Annotated in this window: 24 protein-coding genes and 1 tRNA gene; 10 read left to right on the top strand and 15 right to left on the bottom strand. The window is 70.8% G+C overall.

Annotation, left to right across the window (positions count from 1 at the left end; translation table 11 throughout):
• Positions 1-30: 30 nt before the first annotated feature.
• Entirely contained in the window at positions 31-693 is a 663-nt protein-coding gene (locus ABIA38_RS18555; protein WP_424639792.1) for a M15 family metallopeptidase, read from the top strand.
• Between the two features lie 136 nt (positions 694-829).
• Here ABIA38_RS18555 and ABIA38_RS18550 read toward each other — a convergent pair whose 3' ends face one another.
• The 4 genes from ABIA38_RS18550 to ABIA38_RS18535 form a co-directional block, all read right to left on the bottom strand.
• A complete protein-coding gene (locus tag ABIA38_RS18550; RefSeq protein ID WP_424639791.1) occupies positions 830-2,398 on the bottom strand; it encodes a M4 family metallopeptidase in 1,569 nt (522 codons plus the stop codon).
• An 817-nt stretch (positions 2,399-3,215) separates the two neighbouring features.
• Positions 3,216-4,094, bottom strand: coding sequence for an MHYT domain-containing protein (locus tag ABIA38_RS18545; protein WP_424639790.1), 879 nt, complete (start codon positions 4,092-4,094; stop codon positions 3,216-3,218).
• A 124-nt stretch (positions 4,095-4,218) separates the two neighbouring features.
• Positions 4,219-5,355: a P1 family peptidase gene (locus tag ABIA38_RS18540; protein WP_424639789.1), complete on the bottom strand. Its 1,137-nt coding sequence runs from the start codon at positions 5,353-5,355 to the stop codon at positions 4,219-4,221.
• 114 nt (positions 5,356-5,469) lie between these two features.
• Complete coding sequence (locus ABIA38_RS18535; protein ID WP_424639788.1) at positions 5,470-6,192, bottom strand: TetR/AcrR family transcriptional regulator; 723 nt, start codon at positions 6,190-6,192, stop codon at positions 5,470-5,472.
• Positions 6,193-6,341: 149 nt separating this feature from the next.
• On the opposite strand from ABIA38_RS18535, the gene ABIA38_RS18530 reads away from it, so the two are divergent.
• Complete coding sequence (locus ABIA38_RS18530; RefSeq protein ID WP_424639787.1) at positions 6,342-7,889, top strand: MFS transporter; 1,548 nt, start codon at positions 6,342-6,344, stop codon at positions 7,887-7,889.
• A gap of 165 nt (positions 7,890-8,054) precedes the next feature.
• Here ABIA38_RS18530 and ABIA38_RS18525 read toward each other — a convergent pair whose 3' ends face one another.
• The 3 genes from ABIA38_RS18525 to ABIA38_RS18515 all read right to left on the bottom strand — a co-directional run bounded on the left by ABIA38_RS18525 (position 8,055) and on the right by ABIA38_RS18515 (position 10,721).
• Positions 8,055-8,627 carry a DUF4383 domain-containing protein gene (locus tag ABIA38_RS18525; RefSeq protein ID WP_424639786.1) on the bottom strand — a complete coding sequence of 191 codons (573 nt, stop codon included), beginning with the start codon at positions 8,625-8,627 and terminating at the stop codon, positions 8,055-8,057.
• Between the two features lie 134 nt (positions 8,628-8,761).
• The gene (locus tag ABIA38_RS18520; protein WP_424639785.1) at positions 8,762-9,253 is read right to left on the bottom strand and encodes a Rieske (2Fe-2S) protein; all 492 of its coding nucleotides are present in this window, start codon (positions 9,251-9,253) and stop codon (positions 8,762-8,764) included.
• Positions 9,201-10,721 (bottom strand): ATP-binding protein, encoded by a 1,521-nt coding sequence (locus ABIA38_RS18515; protein WP_424639784.1) that lies wholly within the window; start codon positions 10,719-10,721, stop codon positions 9,201-9,203. The genes ABIA38_RS18520 and ABIA38_RS18515 overlap by 53 nt, the downstream gene beginning before the upstream one ends.
• 243 nt (positions 10,722-10,964) lie before the next feature.
• Here ABIA38_RS18515 and ABIA38_RS18510 point away from each other — a divergent pair, with 243 nt between their 5' ends.
• The 4 genes from ABIA38_RS18510 (at position 10,965) to ABIA38_RS18495 (ending at position 15,586) form a co-directional block, all read left to right on the top strand.
• Positions 10,965-11,807: a nitrilase-related carbon-nitrogen hydrolase gene (locus ABIA38_RS18510; RefSeq protein WP_424639783.1), complete on the top strand. Its 843-nt coding sequence runs from the start codon at positions 10,965-10,967 to the stop codon at positions 11,805-11,807.
• Positions 11,808-11,815: 8 nt separating this feature from the next.
• Positions 11,816-13,219 carry a dihydropyrimidinase gene (gene hydA / locus ABIA38_RS18505; RefSeq protein WP_424639782.1) on the top strand — a complete coding sequence of 468 codons (1,404 nt, stop codon included), beginning with the start codon at positions 11,816-11,818 and terminating at the stop codon, positions 13,217-13,219.
• A gap of 74 nt (positions 13,220-13,293) precedes the next feature.
• The gene (locus tag ABIA38_RS18500; protein ID WP_424639781.1) at positions 13,294-14,313 is read left to right on the top strand and encodes a TIGR03842 family LLM class F420-dependent oxidoreductase; all 1,020 of its coding nucleotides are present in this window, start codon (positions 13,294-13,296) and stop codon (positions 14,311-14,313) included.
• A gap of 340 nt (positions 14,314-14,653) precedes the next feature.
• A complete protein-coding gene (locus ABIA38_RS18495; protein WP_424639780.1) occupies positions 14,654-15,586 on the top strand; it encodes a trypsin-like serine peptidase in 933 nt (310 codons plus the stop codon).
• Positions 15,587-15,681: 95 nt separating this feature from the next.
• On the opposite strand, the gene ABIA38_RS18490 is transcribed toward ABIA38_RS18495, so the two are convergent.
• A tRNA-Arg gene (locus tag ABIA38_RS18490) sits at positions 15,682-15,754 on the bottom strand.
• A 55-nt stretch (positions 15,755-15,809) separates the two neighbouring features.
• Entirely contained in the window at positions 15,810-16,139 is a 330-nt protein-coding gene (locus ABIA38_RS18485) for a cupin domain-containing protein (protein ID WP_424639779.1), read from the bottom strand.
• A 151-nt stretch (positions 16,140-16,290) separates the two neighbouring features.
• Between ABIA38_RS18485 and ABIA38_RS18480 the strand changes: the two genes are divergently transcribed.
• The 4 genes from ABIA38_RS18480 to ABIA38_RS18465 all read left to right on the top strand — a co-directional run bounded on the left by ABIA38_RS18480 (position 16,291) and on the right by ABIA38_RS18465 (position 20,215).
• Positions 16,291-17,067, top strand: a complete 777-nt coding sequence (locus ABIA38_RS18480; protein WP_424639778.1) for a GNAT family N-acetyltransferase — start codon at positions 16,291-16,293, stop codon at positions 17,065-17,067.
• 34 nt (positions 17,068-17,101) lie between these two features.
• Complete coding sequence (locus tag ABIA38_RS18475) at positions 17,102-18,631, top strand: MFS transporter (RefSeq protein WP_424639777.1); 1,530 nt, start codon at positions 17,102-17,104, stop codon at positions 18,629-18,631.
• 343 nt (positions 18,632-18,974) lie between these two features.
• On the top strand, positions 18,975-19,952 hold the full coding sequence (locus ABIA38_RS18470; protein WP_424639776.1) for a sigma-70 family RNA polymerase sigma factor: 978 nt from the start codon (positions 18,975-18,977) through the stop codon (positions 19,950-19,952).
• Positions 19,953-19,987: 35 nt separating this feature from the next.
• Positions 19,988-20,215 carry a hypothetical protein gene (locus tag ABIA38_RS18465; protein ID WP_424639775.1) on the top strand — a complete coding sequence of 76 codons (228 nt, stop codon included), beginning with the start codon at positions 19,988-19,990 and terminating at the stop codon, positions 20,213-20,215.
• A gap of 108 nt (positions 20,216-20,323) precedes the next feature.
• Here the strand turns inward: ABIA38_RS18465 and mscL are convergent, their stop codons facing one another.
• The 6 genes from mscL to ABIA38_RS18435 all read right to left on the bottom strand — a co-directional run bounded on the left by mscL (position 20,324) and on the right by ABIA38_RS18435 (position 26,284).
• Complete coding sequence (gene mscL, locus ABIA38_RS18460; RefSeq protein WP_424639774.1) at positions 20,324-20,797, bottom strand: large conductance mechanosensitive channel protein MscL; 474 nt, start codon at positions 20,795-20,797, stop codon at positions 20,324-20,326.
• Positions 20,798-20,923: 126 nt separating this feature from the next.
• Entirely contained in the window at positions 20,924-21,643 is a 720-nt protein-coding gene (locus tag ABIA38_RS18455; protein WP_424639773.1) for an SAF domain-containing protein, read from the bottom strand.
• Positions 21,644-21,987: 344 nt separating this feature from the next.
• On the bottom strand, positions 21,988-22,827 hold the full coding sequence (locus ABIA38_RS18450; protein ID WP_424639772.1) for an S-methyl-5'-thioadenosine phosphorylase: 840 nt from the start codon (positions 22,825-22,827) through the stop codon (positions 21,988-21,990).
• A gap of 3 nt (positions 22,828-22,830) precedes the next feature.
• Positions 22,831-23,196: an FmdB family zinc ribbon protein gene (locus tag ABIA38_RS18445; RefSeq protein WP_424639771.1), complete on the bottom strand. Its 366-nt coding sequence runs from the start codon at positions 23,194-23,196 to the stop codon at positions 22,831-22,833.
• 46 nt (positions 23,197-23,242) lie between these two features.
• Complete coding sequence (locus ABIA38_RS18440; protein ID WP_424639770.1) at positions 23,243-24,514, bottom strand: MFS transporter; 1,272 nt, start codon at positions 24,512-24,514, stop codon at positions 23,243-23,245.
• 267 nt (positions 24,515-24,781) lie between these two features.
• Positions 24,782-26,284 (bottom strand): potassium/proton antiporter, encoded by a 1,503-nt coding sequence (locus ABIA38_RS18435; RefSeq protein ID WP_424639769.1) that lies wholly within the window; start codon positions 26,282-26,284, stop codon positions 24,782-24,784.
• Positions 26,285-26,353 lie beyond the last annotated feature (69 nt).

Genomic DNA, 26,353 nt, shown 5'->3' with positions numbered 1-26,353 from the left:
TCGGGTCGAACCGTGCGGGATGATCGTTCGATGAGTGAGATCGTCTTGATGTCGGATCCGCAGGTCGCCGCGATACCCGTGGTGGATTGTGGTGAGCCGCTCGTGGACGTCCGTGTCGACGGCTCGTTGCGGGTCGATACGCGCCAGCAGGACCCGGCGGATGCCTTCGCGTATCTGCGGGAGGGCGTGCTGCGGCGGCTGGTCGATGCTCAGACGTTGTTGCCGGCGGGGTTGTGGCTGCTGTTCGTGGAGGGGTACCGGCCGCTGTCCCTCCAGCGGGAGTACTTCGAGGAGTACGCCGGCCGGCTGCGGGCGGATCACCCCGACTGGGACGCCGAGCGGATCCACGCGGCGGCGAGCCGGTATGTGTCGCCGCCCGAGATCGCCCCGCACAGCGCCGGCGCGGCGGTCGACCTGACGCTGGTGGACGACGACGGGCACGAGTTGGATCTGGGCACGCGGATGAACGCGTCTCCGGAGGAGAGTGCCGGTGCGTGCTACACCGACGCGGCCGGCATCGGTGCGCAGGCGCGCCACAACCGGGAGTTGCTGAGTTCGGCACTGGTGGCGGTCGGGTTGGTGAACTACCCGACGGAGTGGTGGCATTGGTCCTACGGGGACCGGTACTGGGCGCTGGCGAGCGGGAAGCCGACGGCGATCTACGGGCCGACGGACCTCCCGCCGCGGAGTTGATCGAGCAGACGCGCGTCGAGCGCCGAGGCGGGGTGGTGCCCGCTTCGGCGCTCGACGACGGTGCTGCGGACCGGCGGTCACGGACGGGTCGCGGACCAGCCGACGGGTCCTGGACCGGTCGTGAACTACCGCTGGATCAGGAGACGTTCACCGCAGTCCAGGCGGTGGCGACCTCGTTGTACTCGGGGCTGTTGGCGCCGTACAGGTCGGTGGCCGCGGCCAGCGTCGCGACGCGCGCGCCGGCGTAGTCGGTGGTCGAGGTCATGTGCGCGGTCAGGGCCTGGTACCAGACGTGCAGGGCCTTGTCCCGGCCGATGCCGGTGACCGTGACGCCGTTCGCCGTCGGGCTGTCGTAGTTGAAGCCGTTGATGCTCTTCGCCCCGCTGCCTTCCGAGAGCAGGTAGAAGAAGTGGTTCGCTATGCCGGAGGAGTAGTGCACGTCGAGGCCGCCGACACCGGCGTACCACGAGTCGGCGGACTGGCCGTCGGACGACGGCTTGTCCATGTAGCGCAGCGGCGTGCCGTTGCCGTTGATGTTGATCAGCTCGCCGATCCAGTAGTTCGGCGGGTTGCCCGGCAGGTTGGCGTACCACTCGACGCCGGTGCCCAGGATGTCGGACGTGGCCTCGTTGAGGCCGCCGGACTCGTCCGCGTACTGGAGAGCCGCGGTGGCGGCGGTGACGCCGTGGCTCATCTCGTGGCCGGAGACGTCGATTTCGGTGAGCGGAGCCGTGTTGTTGGCGCCGTCACCGTACGTCATGCAGAAGCAGCCGTCGTCCCAGAAGGCGTTGACGTAGTTGTTGTCGTAGTGCGCGCGGCTGAACGACGCGACGCCGTCGTTGCGGATGCCGTTGCGGCCGAACATGCTCTTGTAGAAGTCCCACGTGGCGATGGCGCCGTACTGCGCGTCGACGGCGGCCGATTCCCGGTTGTTGCTCGTGCCGTCGCCCCACGTGTCGGTGGAGTTGGTGAACAGCGTGCCGTTGCCGGCGGTGCCGTTGGCCATGTCGGTCGTGTACTGGCCGCCGTGCGCGCCGTCCTTGAGCTCGTACGAGCCGCCGGAGTTCGTCGTGTTGAGGTTCACCTGGCCGACGAACACGCCGTTGCCGGAACCGGTTTCGATGGTCTCGGTACGGCTCAGGATCGCGCCGGAGGCGGCGTCGGTGACGACCTCGACCCGGCTGGGGGTGTGGTCGGCCTGTTGGCCGGTGACGAAGGTGCGCCAGGCGAGCGTGGGCGTGTGCTTCTTGCCCGCCCAGACCACCAGTTGCGCTGCGCCGGACAGGCTTTCGCCGGCTGCGGCGACGGGGGCCGCCACGGCCGGCTTGGTGGTGAGACCGTTGAGCTTCGCCGGGTTGGCGCGGTCCACGTGGGTGATCTTGCCGGAGGGGCTCCGATGCACGATCAGGTCGCCGCCGAGGACCGGCAGGCCGGCGTACGTACGGTTGTACCGCACGTGCCGGGTGCCGTTGGTGTCGACCACGACGTCCTTGACGACCAGGTGTTCCTGGTTGCCGAGGCCGAGGGAGTGGGCGGTCGCGCTGCTCTGCCGGTCGGCCTGGCTCAGCAATTCGGCCCGGGGGGCGGGGGCCGAATTGCCGGTGGTGCCGGTGGCATGGGCTGCGACGGGGATTCCCGCCGCGAGCAGGGCGGCGGTGGCGGCGACCGCGAGCGTGGCTAAGCGGGCGCGGTTGTGGTGTGGCATGCAAACTCCTCTACCGACCCGTCGCATGGTGGCGGCGGGGGTGTGGAACCGGCCGCGGATGGCGGCGCGGTGAGGAACATGAACGCGTATGACGTACACGGAACAAGACACGGGAACATCGCTCGACCGCTTCGGGTCAGCAAAGTGGTCGGGCCCGTTCCTGGGGACTGTCGGAACCGCAGCAGAAATACTTGCAGCAACCACCGATGACTTAATAGAGCCTGTTCATGATTGTCCGGTAATCGACACCACACCGAGCGTGTTGTGCCGTCTTCGGTGACGGGGTGATCAACTGCGGTGCGGGGATGGTCGGTTCGCACGGCGGACGATCTCGGGCCGATCTCGGGACGGGCACGAAAGCTGGCCGGCAGGTGGACCGGCGGTGAATCGTTCCGCTCGAACGGCCTTGGTGTCGGGCCGAGGTCGGGCCCGGCCGATCCGCTCGCCGAGGTGGTCTTCCCGAGCGCGGGCGCCGGTGGGGGCGCGGTGGAGGGACGGGTTCACGCCGGCGCGGAAGGCGCGGGTGAGCTGCGGGGGGTGCGGACCGGGCACGGACCGGGCGCGCGGGCGGTGTCTTTCGACTGTTTGGCGGTGGTCGCAGGTGAGTTCGACCATGGTGCGGACGGTCGGCCCGAGCGCAGTACCCGAAACCGCGCCGACAACCACCAGGTCCGCCACCACCGACGCGGACGCGGGCGCCGAAACAGCCTCGGCGGCGGGGTGCGCGGGGGAGGATCCGCCACCCCGAAATCGCGTCGGTGCGACGCTCGTTCGGATTTTGGGCCGGCTATTCCCGGCCACCCGGCGGTATTTCGGGTCAGTGGCCGGCGCGGAAGTAATCCCGTGGGTCGTTTTCCGTCCGCCGGCGATGCGTGGTGCGCTTGCCGGCTTGCGCCGCGGCGACGATCGAACTGCTGCGGCCGTCCTCCAACCGGGCCAATCTGGCGTTGAGTTCGGCCTCTTCCTTGATTTCGTCGGCGGACGGCGACAGCGCCACGATGAACAGCGTGATCACCGTGAAAAGGCTGATTCCGGTGATCAGCGGAGCGAGGAATTGGGACGCGTCGACACCGTGTGCCATCCCGTGTCGACCGTCGGTACGCACGCTCATCGCGGACATTCCCGTGTAGTGCATTCCGCTGACCGCCACGCCCATGATCAACGCGGCACCGCCGGTCGCGACGAATCCGCTCACGTGCAACGCCGCCCACAGCGCCGCGGTCGCCGCGACCACCGCGATCAGGATCGACAGGCCGACCCGGAGCGAGTCGTATTCGACCGTGCCATCCAGGCTCAGCGCGGCCATGCCCATGTAGTGCATGCTCGCCACCCCGCCGCCGGTGACCAGGCCGCCGAGCACGAGTCCAGGCACGCCGGCGCCCCGCCGACCGGCGATCGCCATGCCGATCCCGACCACGATCACCGCGAGTACCAGCGAGGTGATCGTCTTTGCCACGTCGTATCGAATCGGCGTGCCGCGCACCGAGAATCCGAGCATGCCGATGAAATGCATGACCCAGATTCCGGTGCCGCCGATCGACGCCGCGCCCAGCACCAACCAACGCAGTCGTACCCAACCGCGTACCGCACGGGCCCGGGTCGTGCACAACAAACCGAGGGCCGAACCCAGGCAGGACATCAGGTAGGCGACGACCGGGGTCAACGCTCCGTAAGCGAAATGATCTACGTGTCCCATGTCGGCAAACCGCTCCGTCGGTCCGGGCCCCTTCGAAGCGGGGGGATTCCTGTTCTCGAATCGCCGATGATAGGCCGGCGCCGACGACGACTCGGCAGCGGGTTTCCCGAATTACCGCAGGATGTCAGCGGGCGTATCGGGAGGTGGAATTCGGATAAAGATCTCGGTACGCCGGCACGGTGCCGGCCACTCCATCCGCAGCCCCCACCCCGGCCCCCACCCCGGCCCGCTTCGCCGCGAGCACCCCGTGCACCACGGCTCGGGCGAACACGTCCGCCGCCGCGGCATGCAGCAGGGTCAACGAGGCCGCCTCGGCGTTCACCCCGTAGGGCGTGCCCGGATCGGGCGCGGGCAGCGGTACACGGGCCGTGGACACCGCGAAGATCGTGTCGCCGTCGTAGAGGGTGTGTACCGGTCGGATCGCCCGGGCCAGCCCGTCGTGCGCGACACCCGCGACCTTTTGCGCCTGGGCCCTGGTCAGCACCGCGTCGGTGGCCACGATCCCGATCGTGGTGTTCAGCGACGGCGGCGCCTGCAACGTCGCCTCGGCCCGGGCCAACGCGGCGGCGTGCTCGGCGTGTTCGGGCGGGGTCAGGGCGAACTCCCCGGGCAGCCCGAGGCCGACCGCATAGGGCAGCCCGCCGATCGGGTCCACCGCCGAACCGGCCGCGTTGACCACCGCGAGCGCACCCACGGTGACCCCGCCGGGCAGCAGCACACTCGCCGTGCCCACCCCGCCGCGCAGCCCGCCGACCATCGCCCCGGTGCCCGCGCCCACGCTGCCCATCGGCACCGCCGCGTGCTCCGGCTCGGCGTCCGCCGCCACGATCGCCGCCCGGCCGAGCGCCGCGTCCGGACGGCGCTGCCAGTCGCCGCCGCGCCCGAGGTCGAACAGGGACGCCGCGGGCACCACCGGCACCACCTGATGCGGCTCGGCGCCCACCGGGAACCCCCGGCCGTGCTCGGCCAGCCAGGCCACCACACCACTCGCCGCGTCCAGGCCGAACGCGCTGCCCCCGCTGAGCACGATCGCCTCGATCCGGGGTACCAGGTTGCGCGGGTCGAGCGCGTCCAACTCACGGGTGCCCGGCGCGCCGCCGCGCACGTCCACCCCGGCTACGAATCCGCCGACCGGACCGAGCAGGACGGTCGTCCCGGTCATCGCCCCCGCGTCGGTGTAGGCGGCGTGCCCGACCCGCAGACCGGCCACGTCGGTGATCGTGTTGCGCGGCCCGACCTTGTACTCCTCGACACCGAACATGCAGCCTCCCGAGCGTGATGAACCACGGCGGACCGTGTTTCGGTCCTGCTCCCATGCTGCTCCATGGGCCGGACTGCGCCATGGATGAGCATCGGCGGCGGCCCGGACGTCGGCTCAGGTCTCCCGTTCGGAATACGCGACCATGCCGAGCAACAACACCTCGATGCCGAACGCGAAGCGTTCGTCGCCGTCCCCGGAGGTCAGTTCGGGGCCGAGCGCGGTCAGGATGGGAAAGCGGGTAGCGGGCAGGGACCGGAAGTAGTCCTGGATCCGCCGGTAGTAGGCGTTCCGCTCCGCGTCGCTCGCGCCGTGCACGGTGTCCTGGCCGCCCATTTCCAGACCGGACATCACGGTGTACATCGACAGCACGTCGCACGCGAACGCGCTGACCTTCTTGGACAGTCCGCCCGCGCGCAGGATGGCCAGGATCCGCTCGGTGGAGGCGAGCGAGTTGGGCCCCAGCGGCACGGCGCCGATCGACGCACGACCCAGATCGCGGTGCGACGCGTAGACGTCGCGGATCGAGAACATCGCCTCGCGCAGTTGTTCGCGCCAGCGCGCGGGGTCCGCGACCGGGATCCGGACCTCCCCGTTGACCCGGTCCACCACCAGCTCGACGAGCTCCTCCTTGTTCGCCACGTAGGCGTACAACGACGCCGCGCCGGTATCGAAGCGTTGGGCGACCCGGCGCATGCTCAGCGCGTCCATGCCCTCCGCGTCGATGATCGCCAGCGCGGCGGTGACGATCGCCTCCTGGGACAACACGGGCTTGCGCGGACTCCGAGCCTTGGGCGCCGTACGCCACGGCGGCACGGGGACCTCGGGAGCCTCGGACACGGCGCCACCTCCTCGACCTGACCAACGCTGATCCAACGGACTTTACGAACACCGTACTTGACGCGAACACTGATTGTGTCTAGAACAGTGTTCGAAGAACAAACATTGTTCTATGAACGAACAGTGTTCGAGACGGAGGGGGAACGACGATGGAAACCGAGAGCGGCACGGCGCCACCACCCACAGCGAAGTCGGTCGGACCGGTCGAGCCGGTCGAAGCGGCCGAGGCGGCGAAACGCCCGCCCTATCCGCTGCGCTGGATCGGTCTCGCGGTGGTCGTGGGCGCCGACATCATGGACCTGCTCGACGCCACCATCGTCAATGTGGCGGGCCCCGGCATCCGGGACGCGCTCGGCGGCAACTCGACCCACCTCCAGTGGTTTTCCGCCGCGTACACGCTCGCGTTCGCGATGTTCCTGATCACCGGCGCCCGGCTCGGTGACATCCTCGGCCGGCGCCGGATGTTCCTCGGCGGGATCGTCGCCTTCACGCTCACCTCGTCGCTGTGCGGCCTCGCGCAGTCGCCGGAGATGCTGATCGGCGCCCGCGGCCTGCAGGGTCTGACCGCCGCGATGATGGTGCCGCAGGGGTTGGGGCTGATCCGGGAGATGTTCGGCGAACGCGAGATCGGCGCGGCGTTCGCGGTGTTCGGCCCGTCGATGGGCCTGGCGGCGGTGCTCGGCCCGATCCTGGGCGGGGTGGTGATGGACGCCGACGTGTTCGGCCTCGGCTGGCGCGCGGTGTTCCTGGTGAACGTGCCGCTGGGCCTGTTCGCCTGCTTCGCCGGCGCCACCGTGCTGCCCCGACCCACCGCCGAGGCGGCCGGCGCCCGTCGGCCGGGCCTTGACCTGGTCGGCATGATCCTGGTCACCACCGCGCTGCTGCTGCTCGTGTACCCGCTCGTCCAGGGTCGCGAACAGGGCTGGCCCGCCTGGACGTTCGCGTGCATGGTCGGCGCGCTCCCGGTACTCGCGCTGTTCGCCTGGTACGAGGTGCGCACGACCGGTGCGGGTCGCGACGCGCTGGTGGAGATCAGCCTGTTCGGCAATCGTGCGTACACCGGCGCCCTCGCGGTCGGCCTGATGATGTTCGGCGCGATGATCGGCCTGATGCTCGTGCTCGGCGTCTACCTCCAGGTCGGCCTGGGCTGGACCGCGACACACGCGGCGCTCGCGCTGATCCCCTGGTCGCTCGGCTCGACGGTGGGCGCGGGTCTGGCGGGTGCGGTACTCGCCGACAGGTACGGCCGCCGGGTGCTGCATACGGGCCTGGTGATCGGCGGGCTCGGGGCGATCGGGATCGGTGCCACGGTCGCGCTGCACGACGGCCCGGTGAACATGTGGATCCTGCTGCCGGCGACCGCGGTCGCGGGATTCGGGTTCGGCCTGACGATGTCGCCGTTCTTCGGGATCGCCCTGGCGGGGGTCGCCGACCACGAGATCGGCTCGGCCTCCGGGGTGCTCAACGCGGTACAGCAGCTCGGGGGCGCGCTGGGCGTCGCGCTGTTCGGGACGCTGTTCTTCACCCACGTGGAGGACCACGTAGGCGCGGCACACGGGGTGGACGCGGTGCGCGCGGTGTTCGACGACGCGTTCACGATCGGCATCGTCGCCAGTGTGCTCGCGCTGGCAGCGGCGTGGGGGCTGGCCTTCCTGATGCCGCGCCGGGAACGGCCGATGGGTGCGGCGGCGCACTGAGCACGGGGTTCCGGGACGCGAGCGCCGCCGAAGGCACCGAGGGAGGGCCGCAGGAGGGCCGAAGGAGGACCGAGGCCGGCCCGAGGCCGGACCGCACGAAGCCGCCGTCCGAACGATCGGAGCTCGGACGGCGGCTGCGCGGCAGCGCATCCCAGGGTGCGGGTCCTAGTGGCTGCCGGCGATGCCGCGGTGGGACGGCCCGCCGAGCGCGGATGCCCCGTCGCGGGTGAGCACCGAGGCCCGGTTGCGGAAGGCGTCCTCGCGCGCGGCCTGGTCCGGGTGTCGCGAGCGCCAGTACGGGTTGTCGTGCGGCAGATGGCCGCTGACCCGCCCATACAGGCCGAAGGTCATCACCAACAATCCGACCACGAAGCTGAAGATGATGTTCGGCATCTTGAAGGACAGGTAGTTGATGTCCGGGGTGCCGATCAGGCCCAGATTCACAAACCCGCTGAGTACGAACAACACGCCGACCACGATGTTGACCGTGGAGGCGGTGTTGCCGCCGATGATCGCGCCGACGATCAGGATCGCGCCGACCACGACGGAGATCAGGCTCAGCGCGCCGTTGGTCGACATGCCCGCGACCTGGCGCCCGGTGGTGGAGAAGAAGCCGACATTGTGGGTGAAGCCGAGGATGCCGAACGTGATCAGCGCGATCCCCATCAACCCGCCGCCGTATCGGTAGACCTGGCCGAGTCGGTGATCGACCGGCATGCCTTCGTCCAAGCCTGTCATGGCCGCCTCCGGGCATCGTGTGGCATGGGATTACTCCTATTAATCCCTTTTCCCGGAAATGCCGGTTCGACGCCGCCGAGGCCCGACCGGGACCGAAGCGATCCGCCGGGCCGGGTCTTGTGCCGGGCGCGACACTATGCGGACTTGAGGACCAGTTGGCCGTTCGCCACCGCGACGTTCTTCGTCGGCAGGGGGCGTGGGGCCGGGCCGCCGAGCACCGCGCCGGTGCTCGCGTCGTAGCGGCTGTTGTGGCACGGGCACTCGATCTGTCCGTTGGTCACGCTGCCGACCAGGCACTGCTGGTGGGTGCACACCGCACTGAACGCCTTGAAGTCGCCCGCGGTCGGTTGGGTGACCACGACCTTGGCCGCGTCGTAGATCTTGCCGCCGCCGACCGGGACGTCGGAGACCGGGCCGAGGGTCTTGTCGGCGGCCGGCGCGTTGCCCTTGGCACCGTTGTCGCTGCTGTTGCTGTTGCTGCTACCGCCACCGCCGCCGCCGCAGGCCACCAGCGTGGCGCCGCCGGCCGCGACGAGGGTGCCGCAGAGCATGATCCGCCGGGTGGGCTCGGCCCTACCGGTCGGCTCCGGGCTCGTCGTCTCGGTGGTCGGGTCGCTCGCTCGCATGTGCTGCCTCCGTCGTGGTACCCGGTGCCGGTCGTTCGTCCGGCGCCGATGCAACGAAAACGTACGCGAGGGGCTCGTGGTTCGACGGATCGGTGAAGCGAACGGGTTCAACGAGGCCCGAGTCGGCGGCGGGCTCGGCCGGTTCGGCCGGTGCGACGGGTCCGACCGGCTCGGCGGGCCCGGTCGGCTGCACCGGATGGCCGGCCGGCTCGACCTCGGTCGCCGGTTCGAACTCGGCCGCCACCGTGGGCTCGACGGCCTCCGTCGGCGGCTCGGCGGCACCACCCGGCAGGGTGAAGACGATCCGGGTCCCGTCGGTGTATCCGGTGTCCACGGCGATCCGGCCGCCGTGTTGTTCGACGATCCGCTTGGCCATCGCGAGGCCGATGCCGCTGCCGGTGTACGTCTCGCGCGGATGCAGCCGCCGGAAGGCGGCGAACACCCGTTCCGCCGCCTCGGCGGGGATGCCGATCCCGTTGTCGGTCACGGTGATCCGCCGACCGCCGTCGGGGGTCGGCTCGGCCTCGACGCGCACCACGGGCCGTTCGTACGGGCGTTGGAACTTGACCGCGTTGCCCAGCAGATGCCGGATCAAGGTGGCGAGCAGCGCGGGATCGGCCTGCACCACCGGCAGTTCGCTCCGGGCCAGTTCGGCGCCGGTGTCCTCCACCCGATCGGCCATGTCCAGCCAGGTCTGCCGGACCAGTTCGCCCAGGTCCACCTCGACCCGTTCCGCGCGCGAGCGGCCCACCTCGGTCAACGTGACCATCTCGTCGATGAGCACCTGGAGGCGGCGGGCGTTGTCGATGGTGAAATCGATGTACTGCCGGCCGCGTCGGTCCAGCACGTCCTCGTACCGCTCCTGCAACATCCGGCCGAAGGAGACGATCCGGCGCAGCGGATCCTGCATGTCGTGCGTCGCGGCGTGCGCGAACTGGTCCAGATCGGCCTGGACCAACCGGGCCCGGCGGGCGTGTTCGTCGATCAGCGCGCGCAACTCGTCTTGACCCCGCTCCAACTCGCGGGCCCGCGCCCGCTCGGCGTCGAGCTCCCGGTCCCGCTCCGCGACCAGCCCGGTCAACCCGGTGGCCCGCTCGCGCTCGCGGCGCGCCTCGCCCTCGGCGGTCCGCACCCGCGCCCGCAGGTCGGCCAACGCCCCGGCGATCGCGGCGAACTCGCGGCTGTCGTAGCGGGCGGCCCGCGGCGCGGCACCGCTCGACGCGGCCAGCCGGGCCAACGGCCGCTCGACGGTGCGCCGCAGCGCGGCCTCGATCAGCACGGTCAGCCCGACCACGAGCACCAGATCGACGCCGAGCACCACGAGCAGCCCGCGCGAGCGCGCGTCGCCGGTCAGCGTCAGGCCCACCACGAGCGCCGCCACGGTGGTGAGCAGGACCGCGCCGCACGGCACCCAGATCAGCCGCAGCCGCGCCCGGACCGTCCACCACGAGTCGTCGGAAGCCGCCATCGGTACCCCGCCCTCTCCGGCCCGCCCGCGTCCCGCGCTCTCCCGGCGCCGCACCGGGCCCGGAACCCCTCGTGGAACACCGTAAATTGTGGCAGCGCCGGGCCCGCGGCACGAGGGCATGATCCGGCCGCCCGCATCCGAGGGACCCGATGCACACGTACGGATGAATGGGCACATGGACGGCGGAACGTGCGGGTAGGTCGGCCGCACCCGATCGGCCCGAACGTTGTGGAGCAGCCAGACATGCCCGAGGTAGTCCGCGCGGCACTCGTCCAGGCCGGTTGGACCGGTGACACCGAATCGATGATCGTGCGCCACGAGGAGCTGGCTCGGCTGGCCGCCGGCCAGGGCGCGCGGGTGATCGGTTTCCAGGAGGTCTTCAACGCGCCGTACTTCTGCCAGGTGCAGGACACCGCGCACCACCGCTGGGCCGAGCCGGTCCCGGACGGTCCCACGGTGACCCGGATGCGGGCGCTGGCCCGGGAGTTGGGCCTGGTGATGGTGGTGCCGGTCTACGAGATCGAGCAGCCGGGGCTGCTCTACAACACCGCGGCGGTGATCGACGCGGACGGTCGATACCTGGGCAAGTACCGCAAGCACCACATCCCGCAACTGCCCGGATTCTGGGAGAAGTTCTACTTTCGGCCGGGCAACCTCGGCTGGCCGGTCTTCGACACCGCGGCCGGCCGGATCGGCGTCTACATCTGCTACGACCGGCACTTCCCCGAGGGGTGGCGGGCGCTGGGCCTGGCCGGCGCGCAGATCGTGTTCAACCCCTCGGCCACCTCGCGCAGCCTCTCCGCCCACCTGTGGCGCCTGGAGCAGCCCGCGGCGGCGGTGGCCAACGGCTATTTCGTCGCGGCGATCAACCGGGTCGGGGTCGAGGAGTACGGCGCCAACGACTTCTACGGCACCAGCTACTTCGTCGATCCCACCGGCCGCTTCGTCGGTGATCCGGCCTCGGATCGGGACGACGAACTGGTGGTGCGCGATCTGGATCTGGACCTGATCACCCGCACCCGGGCGCACTGGGCGTTCTACCGCGATCGCCGCCCGGACGCCTACGGCCCACTGACGGAAGCCTGAGGCGCGCGGTGACGCAGCACACCCTGATCCGGGGCGGCCTGGTGCTGACCGCCGCCGAGGAGATCCGCGCCGACGTACTGATCGACGGCGAGCGGATCGCGGCGGTGGCCGCGCCGGACGTGGCCGAGGGCTGGGCGCGCGGCGGCGCCCGGATCATCGACGCGAGCGAGTGCTATGTGATCCCGGGCGGGGTGGACGCGCACACCCACATGGAGATGCCGTTCGGCGGCACGGTCGCCTCCGACACGTTCGAGACCGGCACCCGCGCGGCGGCGTGGGGCGGGACCACCACGATCGTCGACTTCGCGGTGCAGAAGATCGGCGCGGGCCTGCGCGAGACGCTGGACGACTGGCACGCCAAGGCGGAGGGGAACTGCGCGATCGACTACGCGTTCCATCTGATCCTGGCCGACGTCAACGACCGCACGCTGGCCGAACTGCCCGGCCTGGTCGACGAGGGCGTGTCCAGCTTCAAGCTGTTCATGGCCTATCCGGGCGCGCTCTACAGCGACGACGGGCGGATCCTGCGGGCGATGCAGCGCTGCGCGAGTACCGGCGCGCTGCCGATGATGCACGCGGAGAACGGCATCGCAATCGACGTCCTGGTCCAGCAGGCGCTGGCCGCGCGGCGCACCGATCCGCGCTTTCACGGCTCGACCCGGCCGGCGCTGCTCGAGGCCGAGGCGGTGTATCGGGCGATCGCGCTGGCCCGGGTGGCGGGTGCGCCGCTCTACGTGGTGCACGTGTCCGCCCAGGAGGCGGTGGAGGAGCTGACCCGGGCCCGGGACCTGGGGCTGAACGTGTTCGGCGAGACGTGTCCGCAATATCTGTTCCTGAGCGCGGCGGACCTGGCCCGGCCGGACTTCGAGGGCGCGAAGTATGTGTGCTCGACGCCGCTGCGCGCCGAGGAGCATCAGGGCGCGCTGTGGCGCGGGTTGCGCACGAACGACCTGTCGGTGGTCTCCACGGACCACTGCCCGTTCTGCTTCGCCGGCCAAAAGGAGCTGGGGCGTGGCGACTTCTCCCGGATCCCCAACGGCCTGCCGGGCGTCGAACACCGGATGGACCTGCTGCATCAGGCGGTGTTGGACGGGCACATCGGGCTGCGCCGGTGGATCGAGCTGGCGTGTGTGACGCCGGCCCGGATGTTCGGCCTGTATCCGCGCAAGGGCGCGCTGTTCCCGGGCTCGGACGCGGACGTGGTGATCTACGACCCGCACGCCAGGCACGAATTGTCGGTACGCACCCACCACATGAACGTGGACTACTCCGCCTACGAGGGCCGGGTGGTCACCGGTCGGGCCCGCACGGTGTTGTCCCGGGGGCGGGTCGTGGTCGACGACGGGGTCTACACGGGCGTCGCGGGACACGGGCGCTATCGGCGCCGGGACACCTGCGGCTATCTGCTCTGACTTCGGTGCGGCCCCCTTCCCCCCTTCCCCCCTTTCCGGTAACCGATTTCCGGTAACCGAGTCGACGGAGCGTCATGGAACTCGGCCTGGTGTTGCAACCCGATCCGCCCGCGTCGTCCGTGGTGTCGCTGATACGGCGCGCGGAGGACAACGGCTTCGAGCACGGCTGGGTGTTCGACTCGTGCGTGTTGTGGCAGGAGGCGTATCTCGTGCTCGGCCGGATCCTGGCCGAGACGAGCGCGCTGACCGTGGGGCCGATGGTGACCAACCCGCTGACCCGGGACTGGACGGTGACGGCGTCGTTGTTCGCGACGCTGAACGACATGTACGGGCCGCGCACGGTGTGCGGGATCGGCCGGGGCGACTCGGCGGTGCGCTTCATCGGCCGCCGGCCCGGCACGCTGGCTCGCCTCGAGGAGGCGATCGGCGCGATCCGCACACTGGCCGGGGGTGGCGAGGTGGACCTGGCCGGTACGCCGGTGCGGATCCCGTGGGTGCGCGAGGGGCGGTTGCCGGTGTGGATGGCCGCGTACGGGCCGCGGGCCCTCGCGCTGGCCGGGCGGGTGGCGGACGGGCTGATCATCCAGTTGGCCGATCCGTACCTGGTGGAGTGGATGGTGCGCGGCTTCCGGGACGCGGCGGTGGCGGCCGGGCGCGATCCGGACACCCTCGCGGTGTGCGTCGCGGCGCCCGCGTACGTGTGCGCGCCCGAGGCGATCGCACACGCCCGCGCGCAGTGTCGCTGGTTCGGCGGCATGGTCGGCAACCACGTCGCCGACCTGGTGGCCCGATACGGCGAGCACTCGGGCGCGGTGCCGGACGCGCTGACCGAGTACATCCGGGCCCGCGACGGCTACGACTACACCCACCACGGCCGGGCCGACAACCCGTCCACCGACTTCGTACCGGACGAGATCGTCGACCGGTTCTGCGTGCTCGGCCCGATCGAGAGGCACGCGGAGCGGCTGGCCGAGCTGACCGTGCTCGGCGTGACGCAGTTCGCGGTGTACGGGATGCACGACGCGGTGCCGGCCACGATCGACGCGTACGGGGCGGCCTTCGGAAAAGGTGCACGCACCATGGAACTTTCTTAAGGCAGTCATAAATCCCCCGAATCGGGGTGCCGATCGGGCGGATCCCCGGGATACGGTCGCAGGGCCGGTCGGGCGTGTTTGGAGAGACTGCGCCGCGCCGGCACGCGGAAACGCGGGGGATTCCTGCGGCCGTCGCCCTCCTCCCACCAGCCCGGGCGACGGTCGGAGGAACAGTTCGTCACGACCTGGTGACCGTGCGGGGTTCGGTCTGTTTCAGGCCCACCGGGGTATCCATCCAGCCGGTAGCGTCCAAGAGCCGAGGCCGTATCCCGCTGAGAATGGTGATCGAGTGTCGCGACGAATCGCGCAGCCCGAAGCGACCCGGGGAAGACGGCGCCTGATGCTCGGCGCCGCGTTCTGTGTGGCCGCGGTCCTGGTCGTGGTCGGCCTCGCGTCGACCGGCCGGATCTCCGGCCACCCGAGAACGCGCCCGACCGGGGACGCGGCCCGGGGATACCACCTGCCGGACCCGGCCGAGGGCGATCGCATCGCCGCCGGGCTGCTCGGCAGTTCGCCCGCGGCGCCCTCCGGGGCGCCCATGCCGCCGGTGCCCACGGAGTCCTCGGCGGCGGTGGAGCCACTGCCGGTGTCCGATCCGCTGCAGGCCGCGCCGATCGCCCCGACGCCCGCGATCGGCGCGCTGCTGCACGCGGGGGAGGGGGACAATCCGGCGCACTTCTGCACCGCGACGGTGGTGTCCTCGCCGAACCGAAACCTGGTGGTCACCGCGGCGCACTGCGTCTACGGCGGGGCCTTCGCGTCCGACATCGCGTTCGCGCCGGGCTATCACGACGGCGTGATGCCGTACGGCGTATGGGTCCCGTCCCGGATCGACGTGGACCCGCGCTGGGTCAGCGACCGGGACCCGGCCTACGACGTGGCGTTCCTCCAGGTCCGGCGCCCGGGTACGGAGGACCGGATCGAATCGGTCACCGGCGCCGAGCAACTCTCCTTCGACATACCGCCGGGCCGGCCCGCCCGGACGGTCGGCTACCCGGACGACCAGCAGCAGCCGGTCGGCTGCCAGAACACCACCGCCGCCTTCTCCGACACCCAACTGCGGTTCGACTGCGCGGACTTCCCCGACGGCACCAGCGGCGGCCCGATGCTCACCGACATCGACCCGGCCAACGGCAGAGGCACGGTGATCGGGGTGATCGGCGGCTACCAGGAGGGCGGCGACGATCTGACCAACTACAGCAGCTACTTCGGCCCGGCCATCGCGGCGTTGTACCAGCGGGCAAGCGCGGCGGAGGTGGCCCCGACCACGTGACGGCCGGGTGCCGGGACACGCGTCGACCGAAGGATTCACCGAACCGCCGCTGGACACACAGCAGGTCAGGTCGGAAAATCCGACCTGACCCGAGGTGCCCCCAGCAGGATTTGAACCTGCGACACCCGCTTTAGGAGAGCGGTGCTCTATCCCCTGAGCTATGGAGGCATCGGGGCCTGGTGGCCCCGCAGGACAGGGTAGCGGACCGGTCGTGGGGGGTGGGTCAGGGTTTGCCGACGGTGAGGATCACCGCGGAGTCCTCGACGGCCTCCAGGGAGTGCGGTGCCTCGGGGATGACCAGGAGGTCGCCGGAGGTGCCCTCGATCGTGTCGTCGTCGGTGGTCATCCGGACGTGGCCGGTGAGCACGATCAGCGAGGCCTCGCCGGGGCTTTCGTGCTGGGCCAGCGAGTTGCCGGTGGTCAGCGCGATCAGGGTCTGCCGCAGGTGTTGCCGGGAGCCGCCGAGCATGGTGACCGAGCTGCGGCCGGAGGAGGTGCTGCGGGCCGACGCGAGTTGCTCCTTCGTGGCCGTGCGGAGCGAGATTTTATCCATGTATGTCAGTTTCGTGGGCGATCACTCTCCGCGCATGTTCTGGTGTCTCCGGGAATGCGGGGGCCGGTGTGTCGGGTGATGCTGGGCGATGGGGTCGACGCCGCCGCCGAGGGAGACAAATCACTTGCTCGCGCATCGAAGAATGAAACTCATGACTACCGACGAGAGTGTTCGTACGCGTGGGACCGTCTTCGATCGGGACGGGACCCTGGTCGCCGACTACCGATTGGGCAATCGATCGGGTCGGCCCGCCGCGATGGATCTGCGCGTGCATCGGCGGCCCGCCGAACTGGCCGCGCCCGCGATCCTGACCGCGCTGCCCGGGTGGGTGGTGTCCGCCCGCGAGGACATCGGCGCGGTGCTGCTGGCCTCCGGGGGCCGGTTGTTGCGGCATCTGCACCAGTACACCCGCGACCTGGGGGCGGAACTCGGCGACGCGCAGTGGGCCGATCCGCGGATCGAGGTGCGGGCCGCGGCCTCGGTCGAGCCCGCGGAGCTCTACGACATCTGGGTCGCCGCCTATCCGCCCGGGCATCCCGACAACAGCGGCGAGGAGCCGAATCCGCGTGGGCTGGAGGGGTTGTACGACGGCGGCACGATCGGGCCGCTGTTCGGGTTCAGCACGGTGGCACTCGATCGGGGGCGGGTGGTGGCGGCGGTCCTGGTCAACGACGCGGCGTCGCTCGGGCCGTGGGTCACCGAGGTCTTTCGCGATCCGGATCCGGCGTACGCCGGGCTCGGTGCCCGGTTGTTGCGGCACACCCTCGGGCTGGCCCGACTGGACGGGCTGGCCTCGATCGGGCTCGCGGTCACCGAGGGCAATCCGGCCCGGGCGGTCTACGAGCGGCTCGGGTTCCGGCCGTGTGAGTCGTTCGTGCAGATGGTGCTCCCGGGCGGGGAGCCGGTGGACGTGTCGACCCTGATGTGAGACATTTATGTCTCATAAGGATTGAGGTTGTTTCATGGCCGGCTCCGCCGCTCTTTCGTCCGACCGCGACCCGCTGCGCTGGGCCGTGCTCGCGATCCTGTCCGGGAGCCTGCTGATCATCTCGATGGACGCGACCATCCTGAACGTCGCGTTCCCGTCCCTGGTCGCGGATCTGCGGCCCGGCTCGGTCGAGCAGTTGTGGATCATCGACTCGTACGCACTCGCCCTGTCCGGCCTGCTGGTCACCGCGGGCGCCCTCGGCGATCGCTGGGGGCGCAAGCGGCTGCTCCTGGTCGGCTTCGCGATCTTTGCGGCGGCCTCGCTGCTCGCGGTGGCCGCGACCGCCGCCTGGCATGTGATCGCGGCCCGGGTGCTGCTCGGCGTCGGCGGCGCGGCGATCATGCCGTCCACGCTGACCATCCTGCGCCAGGTGTTCACCGACGCCCGGGAACGGGCCCTCGCCTACGCCGTGTGGTCGGCGGTCTTCGGCGGCGGCATGGCGCTCGGCCCGGTGGTCGGCGGACTGCTCGTGCAATCGCACGGCTGGCAGTCGGCGTTCCTGCTCAACGTGCCGATCGCGGTCGCGGTGATCGGGTTCGGCCTGTGGTTGTTGCCCGAGTCCCGCTCGCCGCGCTCCGGCGCGTGGGACTGGCCGGGGGTGGGCCTGTCCATCGTCGGCATGGGCACCCTCGCGGGCGGCATCAAGCAACTCGGCAAGGGCGGCGTCGGCGATCCGATCGCCTGGGCCCTGCTCGTGGTGGCCGCGGTCGCGCTGACCGTGTTCGTCCGGCGCCAATTGCGGCTGGCCAACCCGCTGCTCCAGGTCCGGCTGTTCACCAACCGCGCGTTCACGATGGCCGCGACCGCGATCTTCCTGGGCATGCTCGGCCTCGGCGCGGCGCTGTTCCTGCTCAGCCAGTGGTTCCAGTACGTGCAGGGCTACAGCCCGGTCTCGGCCGGACTGCACCTGCTGCCCGCGCCGATCGCGCTGATCGCCGCGTCGATGGTGGTGCCCGCGCTGATGCACCGCTTCCCGCCGCGCAACGTGCTCGGGAGCGGGCTCGCGCTGATGGGTGTCGGGCTCGCGCTGCCGTGGCTCGGGCAACACGTGCGGGACGTGGACTACCCGCTGGTGGGGGTGTCGCTCGCGGTGGTCGGGCTCGGCGTCGGCACGCTGGCCACCGTCGCGTCGGTGGTGCTGATGTCCGCGGTGCCGGCCGCGGAGTCCGGGGGCGCGGCGGCGATCGACGAGACCGCCTACGAGCTGGGCGCCGCGTTGGGTGTGGCGATCCTGGGCAGCATGGCGTCGGCGCTCTACCGGTCCAACCTGCCCGCCCTGGACCTCGCCCCGGCCGACCTGTCGGCGGTGCGCGAGTCGATCGGGGACGCCTCGGTGGTCGCGGATCGGCTCGGTACGGGCGGCCTGCTCGCCCGGGCGGGCGACGCGTTCACGGCCGGCATGACGCCGACCTTCCTGGCCGGCGGCGTGGTCGCGCTGGTCGCCGCCGGGCTGGCCTGGCGGCTGATTCCTCGGGACTTGGCACCCGCGCCGGACGCGCACTGAGGACCCGTACCGAGGCGGCGCCGGGCCGGTAGGCGCTTCGGTGTTCGGGCCGGCCGAAATCGGTGGGTCGACGGCCGGTGATCCGCCGTCGGGAGCCGCCTCGGGTACCGCCTCTGGGCGCCGCGTGGCGGCTTCACGTGCGCAGATCGGAACATCCGGGCCCTGTCGACCGTTGAGCGGGTCGTAGGCACTCCGGAGCGTGCATGCGTGGGCCGAGGCCGGGCAGGCGCTCCCAGGGGTCGCTATCGGCCAACCTTTCTACCGTACATCTCCGGACGGAATATCACAGGCTTCTCGTTCGTTCGAAATATTGACGAACGCGAATGAAAGCGAGGGCTAGAGCATGCCGACTACACGTGGTGTGGCCCGACAGGGCGCCGAGCGAGTGGCGGCTTCCCGCACGCGGAAGGCTGCCGACGTCGAGCGCGACACGGTCGGTGTGTACCTGGACGAGATCAGCCGCACCAAGCTGCTCGACGCCGAACGTGAGGTCGAGATGTCCAAGGACATCGAGGCCGGGCTTTACGCACAGAAGTTGATCGACGAGGACGCGGTGCCCAAGGGCGTCGACCGGGCCGAGTTGGACGCGCTGATCGAGCGCGGCGCGCAGGCCAAGGAGCTGTTCATCCAGGCCAACCTGCGCCTGGTGGTCTCCGTCGCGCGTCGCTACCCGCGTAGCGGGATGCCGTTCCTGGACCTGGTCCAGGAGGGCAATGTGGGTCTGGTTCGCGCGGTCGAGAAGTTCGACTACGCGAAGGGCTTCAAGTTCTCCACGTACGCGACGTGGTGGATTCGGCAGGCGATCACCCGGGCGATGGCGGATCAGGCGCGCACCGTGCGGTTGCCGGTGCACCTGGTCGAGGAGCTGAGCAAGATCCGCCGGGTGCAGCGCGAGTTCGCCCGCGACCACGGCCGTGATCCGGAGATGGCGGAGATCGCCGAGGTGGTCGGGTCCACGCCCGAGCGGGTCCTGGACGTGATCGGCTGGGCGCGTGACCCGATCAGCCTGGACACCCCCGTGGGCGACGACGGCGAGACCGAACTGGGCGAACTGGTCCAGGAGACCGACCCGTTGACGCCTGAGGACATCACCCTGGCGACACTGCGGCGCGAGCAGATAGCGGACCTGGTCGGTCGGCTCGACGGCCGCACCGCGACGATCCTGCGGGCGCGCTACGGCATGGCGGACGGCAAGGAGCACACGCTGACCGAGGTCGGCAAGCAACTGGGCCTGACCCGGGAACGCATCCGCCAGATCGAGAAGCAGGCACTGGTCGAACTCCGCGAACTGGCCACGGCCCAAGGGCTCGAAGCGGCGTGACCGGCGTGCCGCCGGGGCGCCGGCACACTGGGGGTGTGTCTTCAAGCCCTCGGGCGATGGTGGAGATCGGGGCGATGGAGGCGGGTGCGGGTGACGTGAGCGAGGCGGAACGAGTCGAGCGGCTCGATCGGTTCGGGTGGGACGAAGTGCTTCCCGAGCTGGGTTCGGACGAGACGGACGCCGGGTGGGGCGAGGATCGGGCCGCCCCCGATCCGGCGGACCTGCGGCGCTTTCTGGACGACAAGCCGCCGCACCACATGTGACCCCGACCGACCCGACGACGAACGGCGGACCCGCACCTTCGAGGGAAGGTGCGGGTCCGCCGTTGTGCGTACGGGTCCGCCGTTGTGCGTAGTGGTGTCGGTACCTGCTCAGTCCTCGGTGCGGGACGATCCCGAGCCGGTGCTGCCGTGGCCGGGGCGCGCCTGCGGGTTGAGCCGCTCGGCGAGCAAGTCGCGGATTTCGCCCAGCAGTTCGGTGTCGCTCAGCTCCTTCTCGCCGCCGTGGCCCAGGGCCCGCTTGCGCTTTTCCATCATGTGGTTGAGCGGCAGTACGAGCAGGAAGTAGACCACCGCCGCGGTGATCACGAACGTCAGTGCCGCGCCGAGGACCGAGCCCCACAACAGCTGGACACCGATCGTCTCGCCCTTCGCGTCGACCCCGCACGGGCCCTTGATGCAGGACGTGTAGCTGTCCAGGTTCTTGGTGCCGAGGGCACCCACGACCGGGTTGATCATCCCCTTCACGAAGGCGTTCACCACTGCCGTGAACGCGGCGCCGATGACCACGGCCACGGCCAGGTCGACGACGTTTCCGCGCATGAGGAACTTCTTGAAGCCGCCCACTGCTTGATTCCCATCGATCTTGATCGGTCGAAGCCTCGACGGGGCGATCCGATCATCGATCAATACCAATAATGGTCGTAATCGCGGAATGCCCCATGAAGCCGGACAACTCGCACGAGTCTGGTGTTATTCGTGATTCGTCGCAACAGCGCCACTCGCGAACCCGTGGATGGTGTAAGTGAGTACGGGGCCGGTCGCGACACCGGCGAGTTCGGCCGCCACGGCCCGGGGCACCTCGAGCAGCAACAACGCCCCGGTCGAGGAACCGAGCGACGGACCGGCCGCGGCACCGGTCGCGGTGGGGCGGGCCAGGACGAGTGCGGCGGGGGCGATCAGCCGGGCCGGCCCGGGGTGTTCCGGCGGTGGTACGGCCAGTACGTCGATCCGGTCGCCGGGCCGCAGCACTGCCACCGCGTCGGCGTCGGCGAAGCGCGCGGGCAGGGTGACCGTGCCGCCGTCGGGTCGGCCGCCGGGGCCGGCCAGGCGGACGTCGGTCACCGGCTCGCCCCGGCGCAGCGGACCGGTCAGCGCTCCGCCCGCGGCCTGTCGTACCGCGCGGAGAACTCCCGCCGGGCGCAGCGCCGTCGGCATCTCGACCAGGGCCAGATCGGCGGGCCCGGGTGTACTGCCCGCCGGCAGATCGCGCGCGGCCACCACGATCGGCGTGGTCGACGGGGGCGGCGGCCGGACCGCCACGATCAGCGCGAGCGCCGCGACGGCGGCGGACAGTGCGGCCAACCCCCGTCGGTGGCGGGCCAGTACGCGCCGCCACGACACCCGGGCGGCGGCGGACGCGGAACGGGGAGCGGCACCGGGCGAGGATCCGAACGATCCCGAAGCGGACATCACACCTCCAGCGCGGGTCGGTACGCGCCCGGCGCGCACGACCCGAACGACTCGGACGAGTGCGGCCCGACCCGCGTCGGAACCGGGGCAGGAAACGAGGGCCGAGCCGCGTTCCCACCGTGCCGCGCACGACCCCGGCCCGGCCGAACCGTCCACCCGCCTGTGGATTACTCGGCGCCTGTGGATACCGAATTCACTCACGTGGGTGACCCCCGCCACCCGCACACCAAAAAAGCCACCCCCCGGAACCCGGGAGGCGGCCTCGATGGCTCACCGACACGTGCGATCGGTACGTGCGGTTGGCCGAACGGCCGCCGCGCGTAGGAACAGCTGGTGGCGCGGCACTAGGCCGGCCGCTCGACCTCCGCCGTGCCACACGCGCACGAACGGGTCTTCGGCAGCTCCGCCACCACGTCGAACAGCAGTGTGCGCAGCCGGTCGACGTTGGCCGCGAAGACCTCCATCACCTCGGCGTGGGTGACCCCCTCGCCGGCCTCGACCCCCGCGTCCAGGTCGGTGACCAGCGCAATGGCCGTGCAGCACAACCCCAGTTCGCGGGCGAGCACCGCCTCGGGGTGCCCGGTCATGCCGACGATCGACCAGCCCTGCGCGGCGTACCACTTGGATTCGGCGCGGGTGGAGAAGCGCGGCCCCTCGATCACCACGAGGGTGCCGCCGTCCACCGGCGCCCAGCCCGCGGCGCGCGCGCTCGCGGTGACCACCGCGCGGCCGTCCGCGCAATAGGGGTCGGCGAACGTGGTGTGCACGACCGGCGGGACGGTGCCGTCGGCGAGCGGCAGCCCGTCGAAGAACGTCTGGGTGCGGCCGGAGGTGCGGTCGATCAGCTGGTCCGGCACCACGAGCGTGCCCGGGCCGAATTCGGCCCGCAGCCCGCCGGTCGCGCACGGGGCGAGCACCTGGGTCACCCCGACGGCGCGCAGCGCCCACAGGTTGGCGCGGTAGTTGATCCGGTGCGGCGGGATCGAGTGGTCGCGGCCGTGCCGGGGCAGGAACGCCACCCGACGGCCCGCGATCTCGCCCAGGAAGAGGGCGTCACTGGGCGCGCCGTACGGCGTGTCCACGCGCACCTCGACCACGTCCTCCAGGAACGCGTAGAACCCGGAACCGCCGATCACGCCGATCTCGGCCGGAGCCACGCCCGCCGGCAGCACGCCCGAGGCCATCGGTCAGGCCGCCGTCGACGTCGTACCGGACGAGCCGGACGACGAGGAGGAAGACGACGAGGACGAGGACGACCCCGAGGACGAGGACGACGAGCCCTCCGACGAGGACGAGCCCGAGGACGACGAGCCCGAGGAGGACGCGGACGAACCCGAGCCCGCCGCGGCCGTCGCCGGCGTCGACGACGTGCTCGACCCGCGGCTGTCGGTGCGGTAGAAGCCCGAGCCCTTGAACACGACGCCCACCGCCGAGAAGACCTTGCGCAACCTGCCCTGGCAGGCGGGGCACTCGGTCAGCGCGTCGTCCGTGAACTTCTGAACGGCCTCGAGCCCCTCGCCACAGGCGGTGCACTGGTACTGGTACGTCGGCACGGTCTGGTCCTCCTTCGACAGACAGGTCAGCTGGGTACTGGCACTCTCACCTGTCGAGTGCCAATGGTGCAGCATCCACCGGAGTTCCGTCCACCACGGTCGACGTCACCGGTGTAATGGGTGTCACATCCACGCTCGGCCGCAGCAGCCGCTGCCCGGCCAGCACCACCAGGAAGCCGATCCCGGCCGACCCCAGGGTCAGCGCGAACCCGGCACTCGAACCACGCGCGTCGGTCAGCATCCCGGAGAAGGTGGAGCCGAGCGCGAGGCCCAGGCCGATCGCGCCGGTCAGCCAGGTGAACGCCTCGGTCTTGGCCGCGGCCGGGACCAGCGTGTCCACCAGGGTGAACCCGGTGATCAGGGTGGGTGCGATCGCCAGTCCGCACAGCAACGCGACGGGCACCATGATTCCCACCGACGGGATCGCCCACAGCGGCGCGGTGCCAAGCGCGAGCAGCGCGAACATCAGCACCATCCGCCGCTGCGCCGACCGCCGCCAGGCGATCGCGCCGTAGACCGCGCCGGCGATCAGGCTGCCGCCCGCGAACACCGCGTAGAGCGCGCCCGCCAGGCCGGGTCGACCGGCCTCCTCGGCGAACGCGGTGACCGATACCTGCACGGTCCCGAACACCCCGCCGATGCACACGAACGCCACCACGAGCAGTCGTACGCCGCCGATCCGCAACGCCGAGACGCGCGGCGCGTCGCCGGCGGCCCGGACCACCCGGCGCGGCGCGGTGCCGCGTTGCGCCGCGAACAACAACGACCCGACCACGGTCAGTGCCGCCTCGACCACCAGACCGGCGGCCGGGTGCACCCCGGTGGCCAGGAACGTGGCCACCACCGGGCCCACCACGAAGGTGAACTCGTCGGTGACCGACTCGAACGCGAACGCGGTCGGCAACAGCGGCGAGCGTTCCAGTCGCGCGGCCCAGCGGGCGCGCACCATCGAACCGATCTGCGGCACGGTGGCACCGGAGAGCACCGCGCCGGCGAACAGCAGCCACAGCGGCGCGTCCGCGAGCGCGGCCACGATCAGCGCGGACACCGCCGCGCCGTGCAGCAGCGCGCCGGGGACCACCACGGCCGACTGACCGAAGCGGTCGGCGAGCCGGCCCGTCTGCGGGCCGACGAACGCGAGCGCCACGGCCGCCGCGGCGGAGACCGCGCCGGCCGTGCCGTACGAGCCGGTGGTGTGCTTGACCAACAACACGATGCCCAGGCCGAGCATCGCGTAGGGCAGCCGCGCGATCAGCGCGGGAGCCAGGAATCGCCACGCGGACGGGGTCCGCAGCAGCTCGGTGTACGTGGAGATCATCCGCGCCGCTCCTCGCGGGCGCGGACGCCGGTCCGATGCGTGGGCATCGTGGGTATCGCTTCCTGCCACCTGGTGACGCACAGGGAAAACCCCGGTGCGCCGAGAGCTGTCCTCGAAAGCGTCCACCGGGGTAGATACCGAAGCTTTGCTTCGGCCGCCGTGCGGTCACGACGCCAGCCCTGCGTCAGGCAGAGTCGGTGTGTGTAGGGGATCGGCGATCGTGGTGCCGGGTGGCACCGCGAAGGCAATCAACCAACCGATCGTACCTCACGCGGCACCCTTGACCCCGAACCAACCGGCCAGCTTGCCACCCCGGCTGACCGCGCGCAGCCGGTCCTCGGTCTGGTCGCGCACCGTGTCGGTGGTCACCACGAGCAGGTCGTCGCCGCGCTGGAGCACCGTGGTCGGCTCGGGTACGAAGCTCTCCGCGTCGCGCACGATCAGGGTGACCGCGGCCCCGCGCGGCAGCCGCAACTCGCCGACCTCCACGCCGTGCATCAGCGAGCCGGCCGGCACGCTGACCGACAGCAGATGCCCCTGGAGCTTCTCCAGCGGCGCGGACTCGACCCCCAGGTCGGTCGGCTCGTCGGCGCCCGCGAAGCCGGCCTTGCGCGCTATCCACGGCAGCGTCGGCCCCTGGACCAGGGTGAACACGACCACCAGGACGAAGGTGATGTTGAACAGCCGCTGGGCGTGCGGGACGTCCTTCACGATCGGGATCGTGGCCAACACGATGGGCACCGCTCCGCGCAGCCCGGCCCAGGACAGGATCAGCTGTTCGCGCCACGGTACGCGGAACGGGGTGGTGGTCACGATCACCGACAGCGGCCTGGCGACCAGCAACAGGATCGTGCCGATCACCAGGGCCGGTACCACCGCGCTGCCCAACTCGTGCGGGGTGACCAGCAGTCCGAGCAGGACGAACAGCCCGATCTGGGCGATCCAACCCAGCCCCTCGGCGAAGCCGCGGGTGGCCGGACCGTGCGGGAGCTGCGAGTTGCCCAGGATCAGCGCGGTCAGGTAGACGGCCAGGAACCCGCTGCCGTGCGCGAGCGCGCCGCCGGCGTAGGCCAGCACGCACAGCGCCATCACCGCGATCGGGTAGAGCCCGGAGGCGGGCAGCGCGACATGGCGCAGCCCGAACGCGCCGAGCTTGCCGACCGCGAGGCCGAGCGCCGCGCCGATGGTCAGCTCCATGCCGATCTCGCCGAGTATCCGGTACCACGGCTCGATGTGACCCACGTGGGCGAAGGTGACCACCAGGATCACCACCGGCGCGTCGTTGAACCCGGACTCGGCCTCCAGCAAGCCGGTCAGCCGATGCGGCAGCGGCAGCTTGCGCAGCACCGAGAACACCGCGGCGGCGTCCGTGGAGGACACGATGGCGCCCATCAGGATCGCGGTGGACCAGTTGACGTCCAGCACAATCTTGGTGGCCAGCGCGGTGACCGCGACGCTCACCCCGACGCCGACCGTGGACAACACCGCCGCCGCCGGCACGGACGGCTTGATCTCCTTCCAACTGGTCGCTATCCCGCCCTCGGCGAGGATTACTATCAGCGCGGCATAGCCGAGCGTCTGGGTCAGTTCGGCGTTGTTGAAACCTATGCCGAGGCCGTCGGCCCCGATCACCATGCCGAGGCCGAGGTAGAGCAGCAGGCTCGGCAGCCCGGTCCTGGTCGCGAGGCGTACCGCGATCACTGCGGACAACATGACGATGGCACCCAGGAGCAATACCTGGTTGAGCTCGGGCACGGACACGTGCGTCACCTCCGGCGGTCGTCGGTCCGGCCACCCCCCAGGCGGCCACACGGAGTGCAGAACATGAAGGCAGGCGAC

The organism is Embleya sp. AB8, from assembly GCF_049739465.1.
Lineage (GTDB): Bacteria > Actinomycetota > Actinomycetes > Streptomycetales > Streptomycetaceae > Embleya.
Note: the sequence above shows the minus strand (reverse complement) of the source record. Positions and strands in the feature narration are given on the sequence as shown.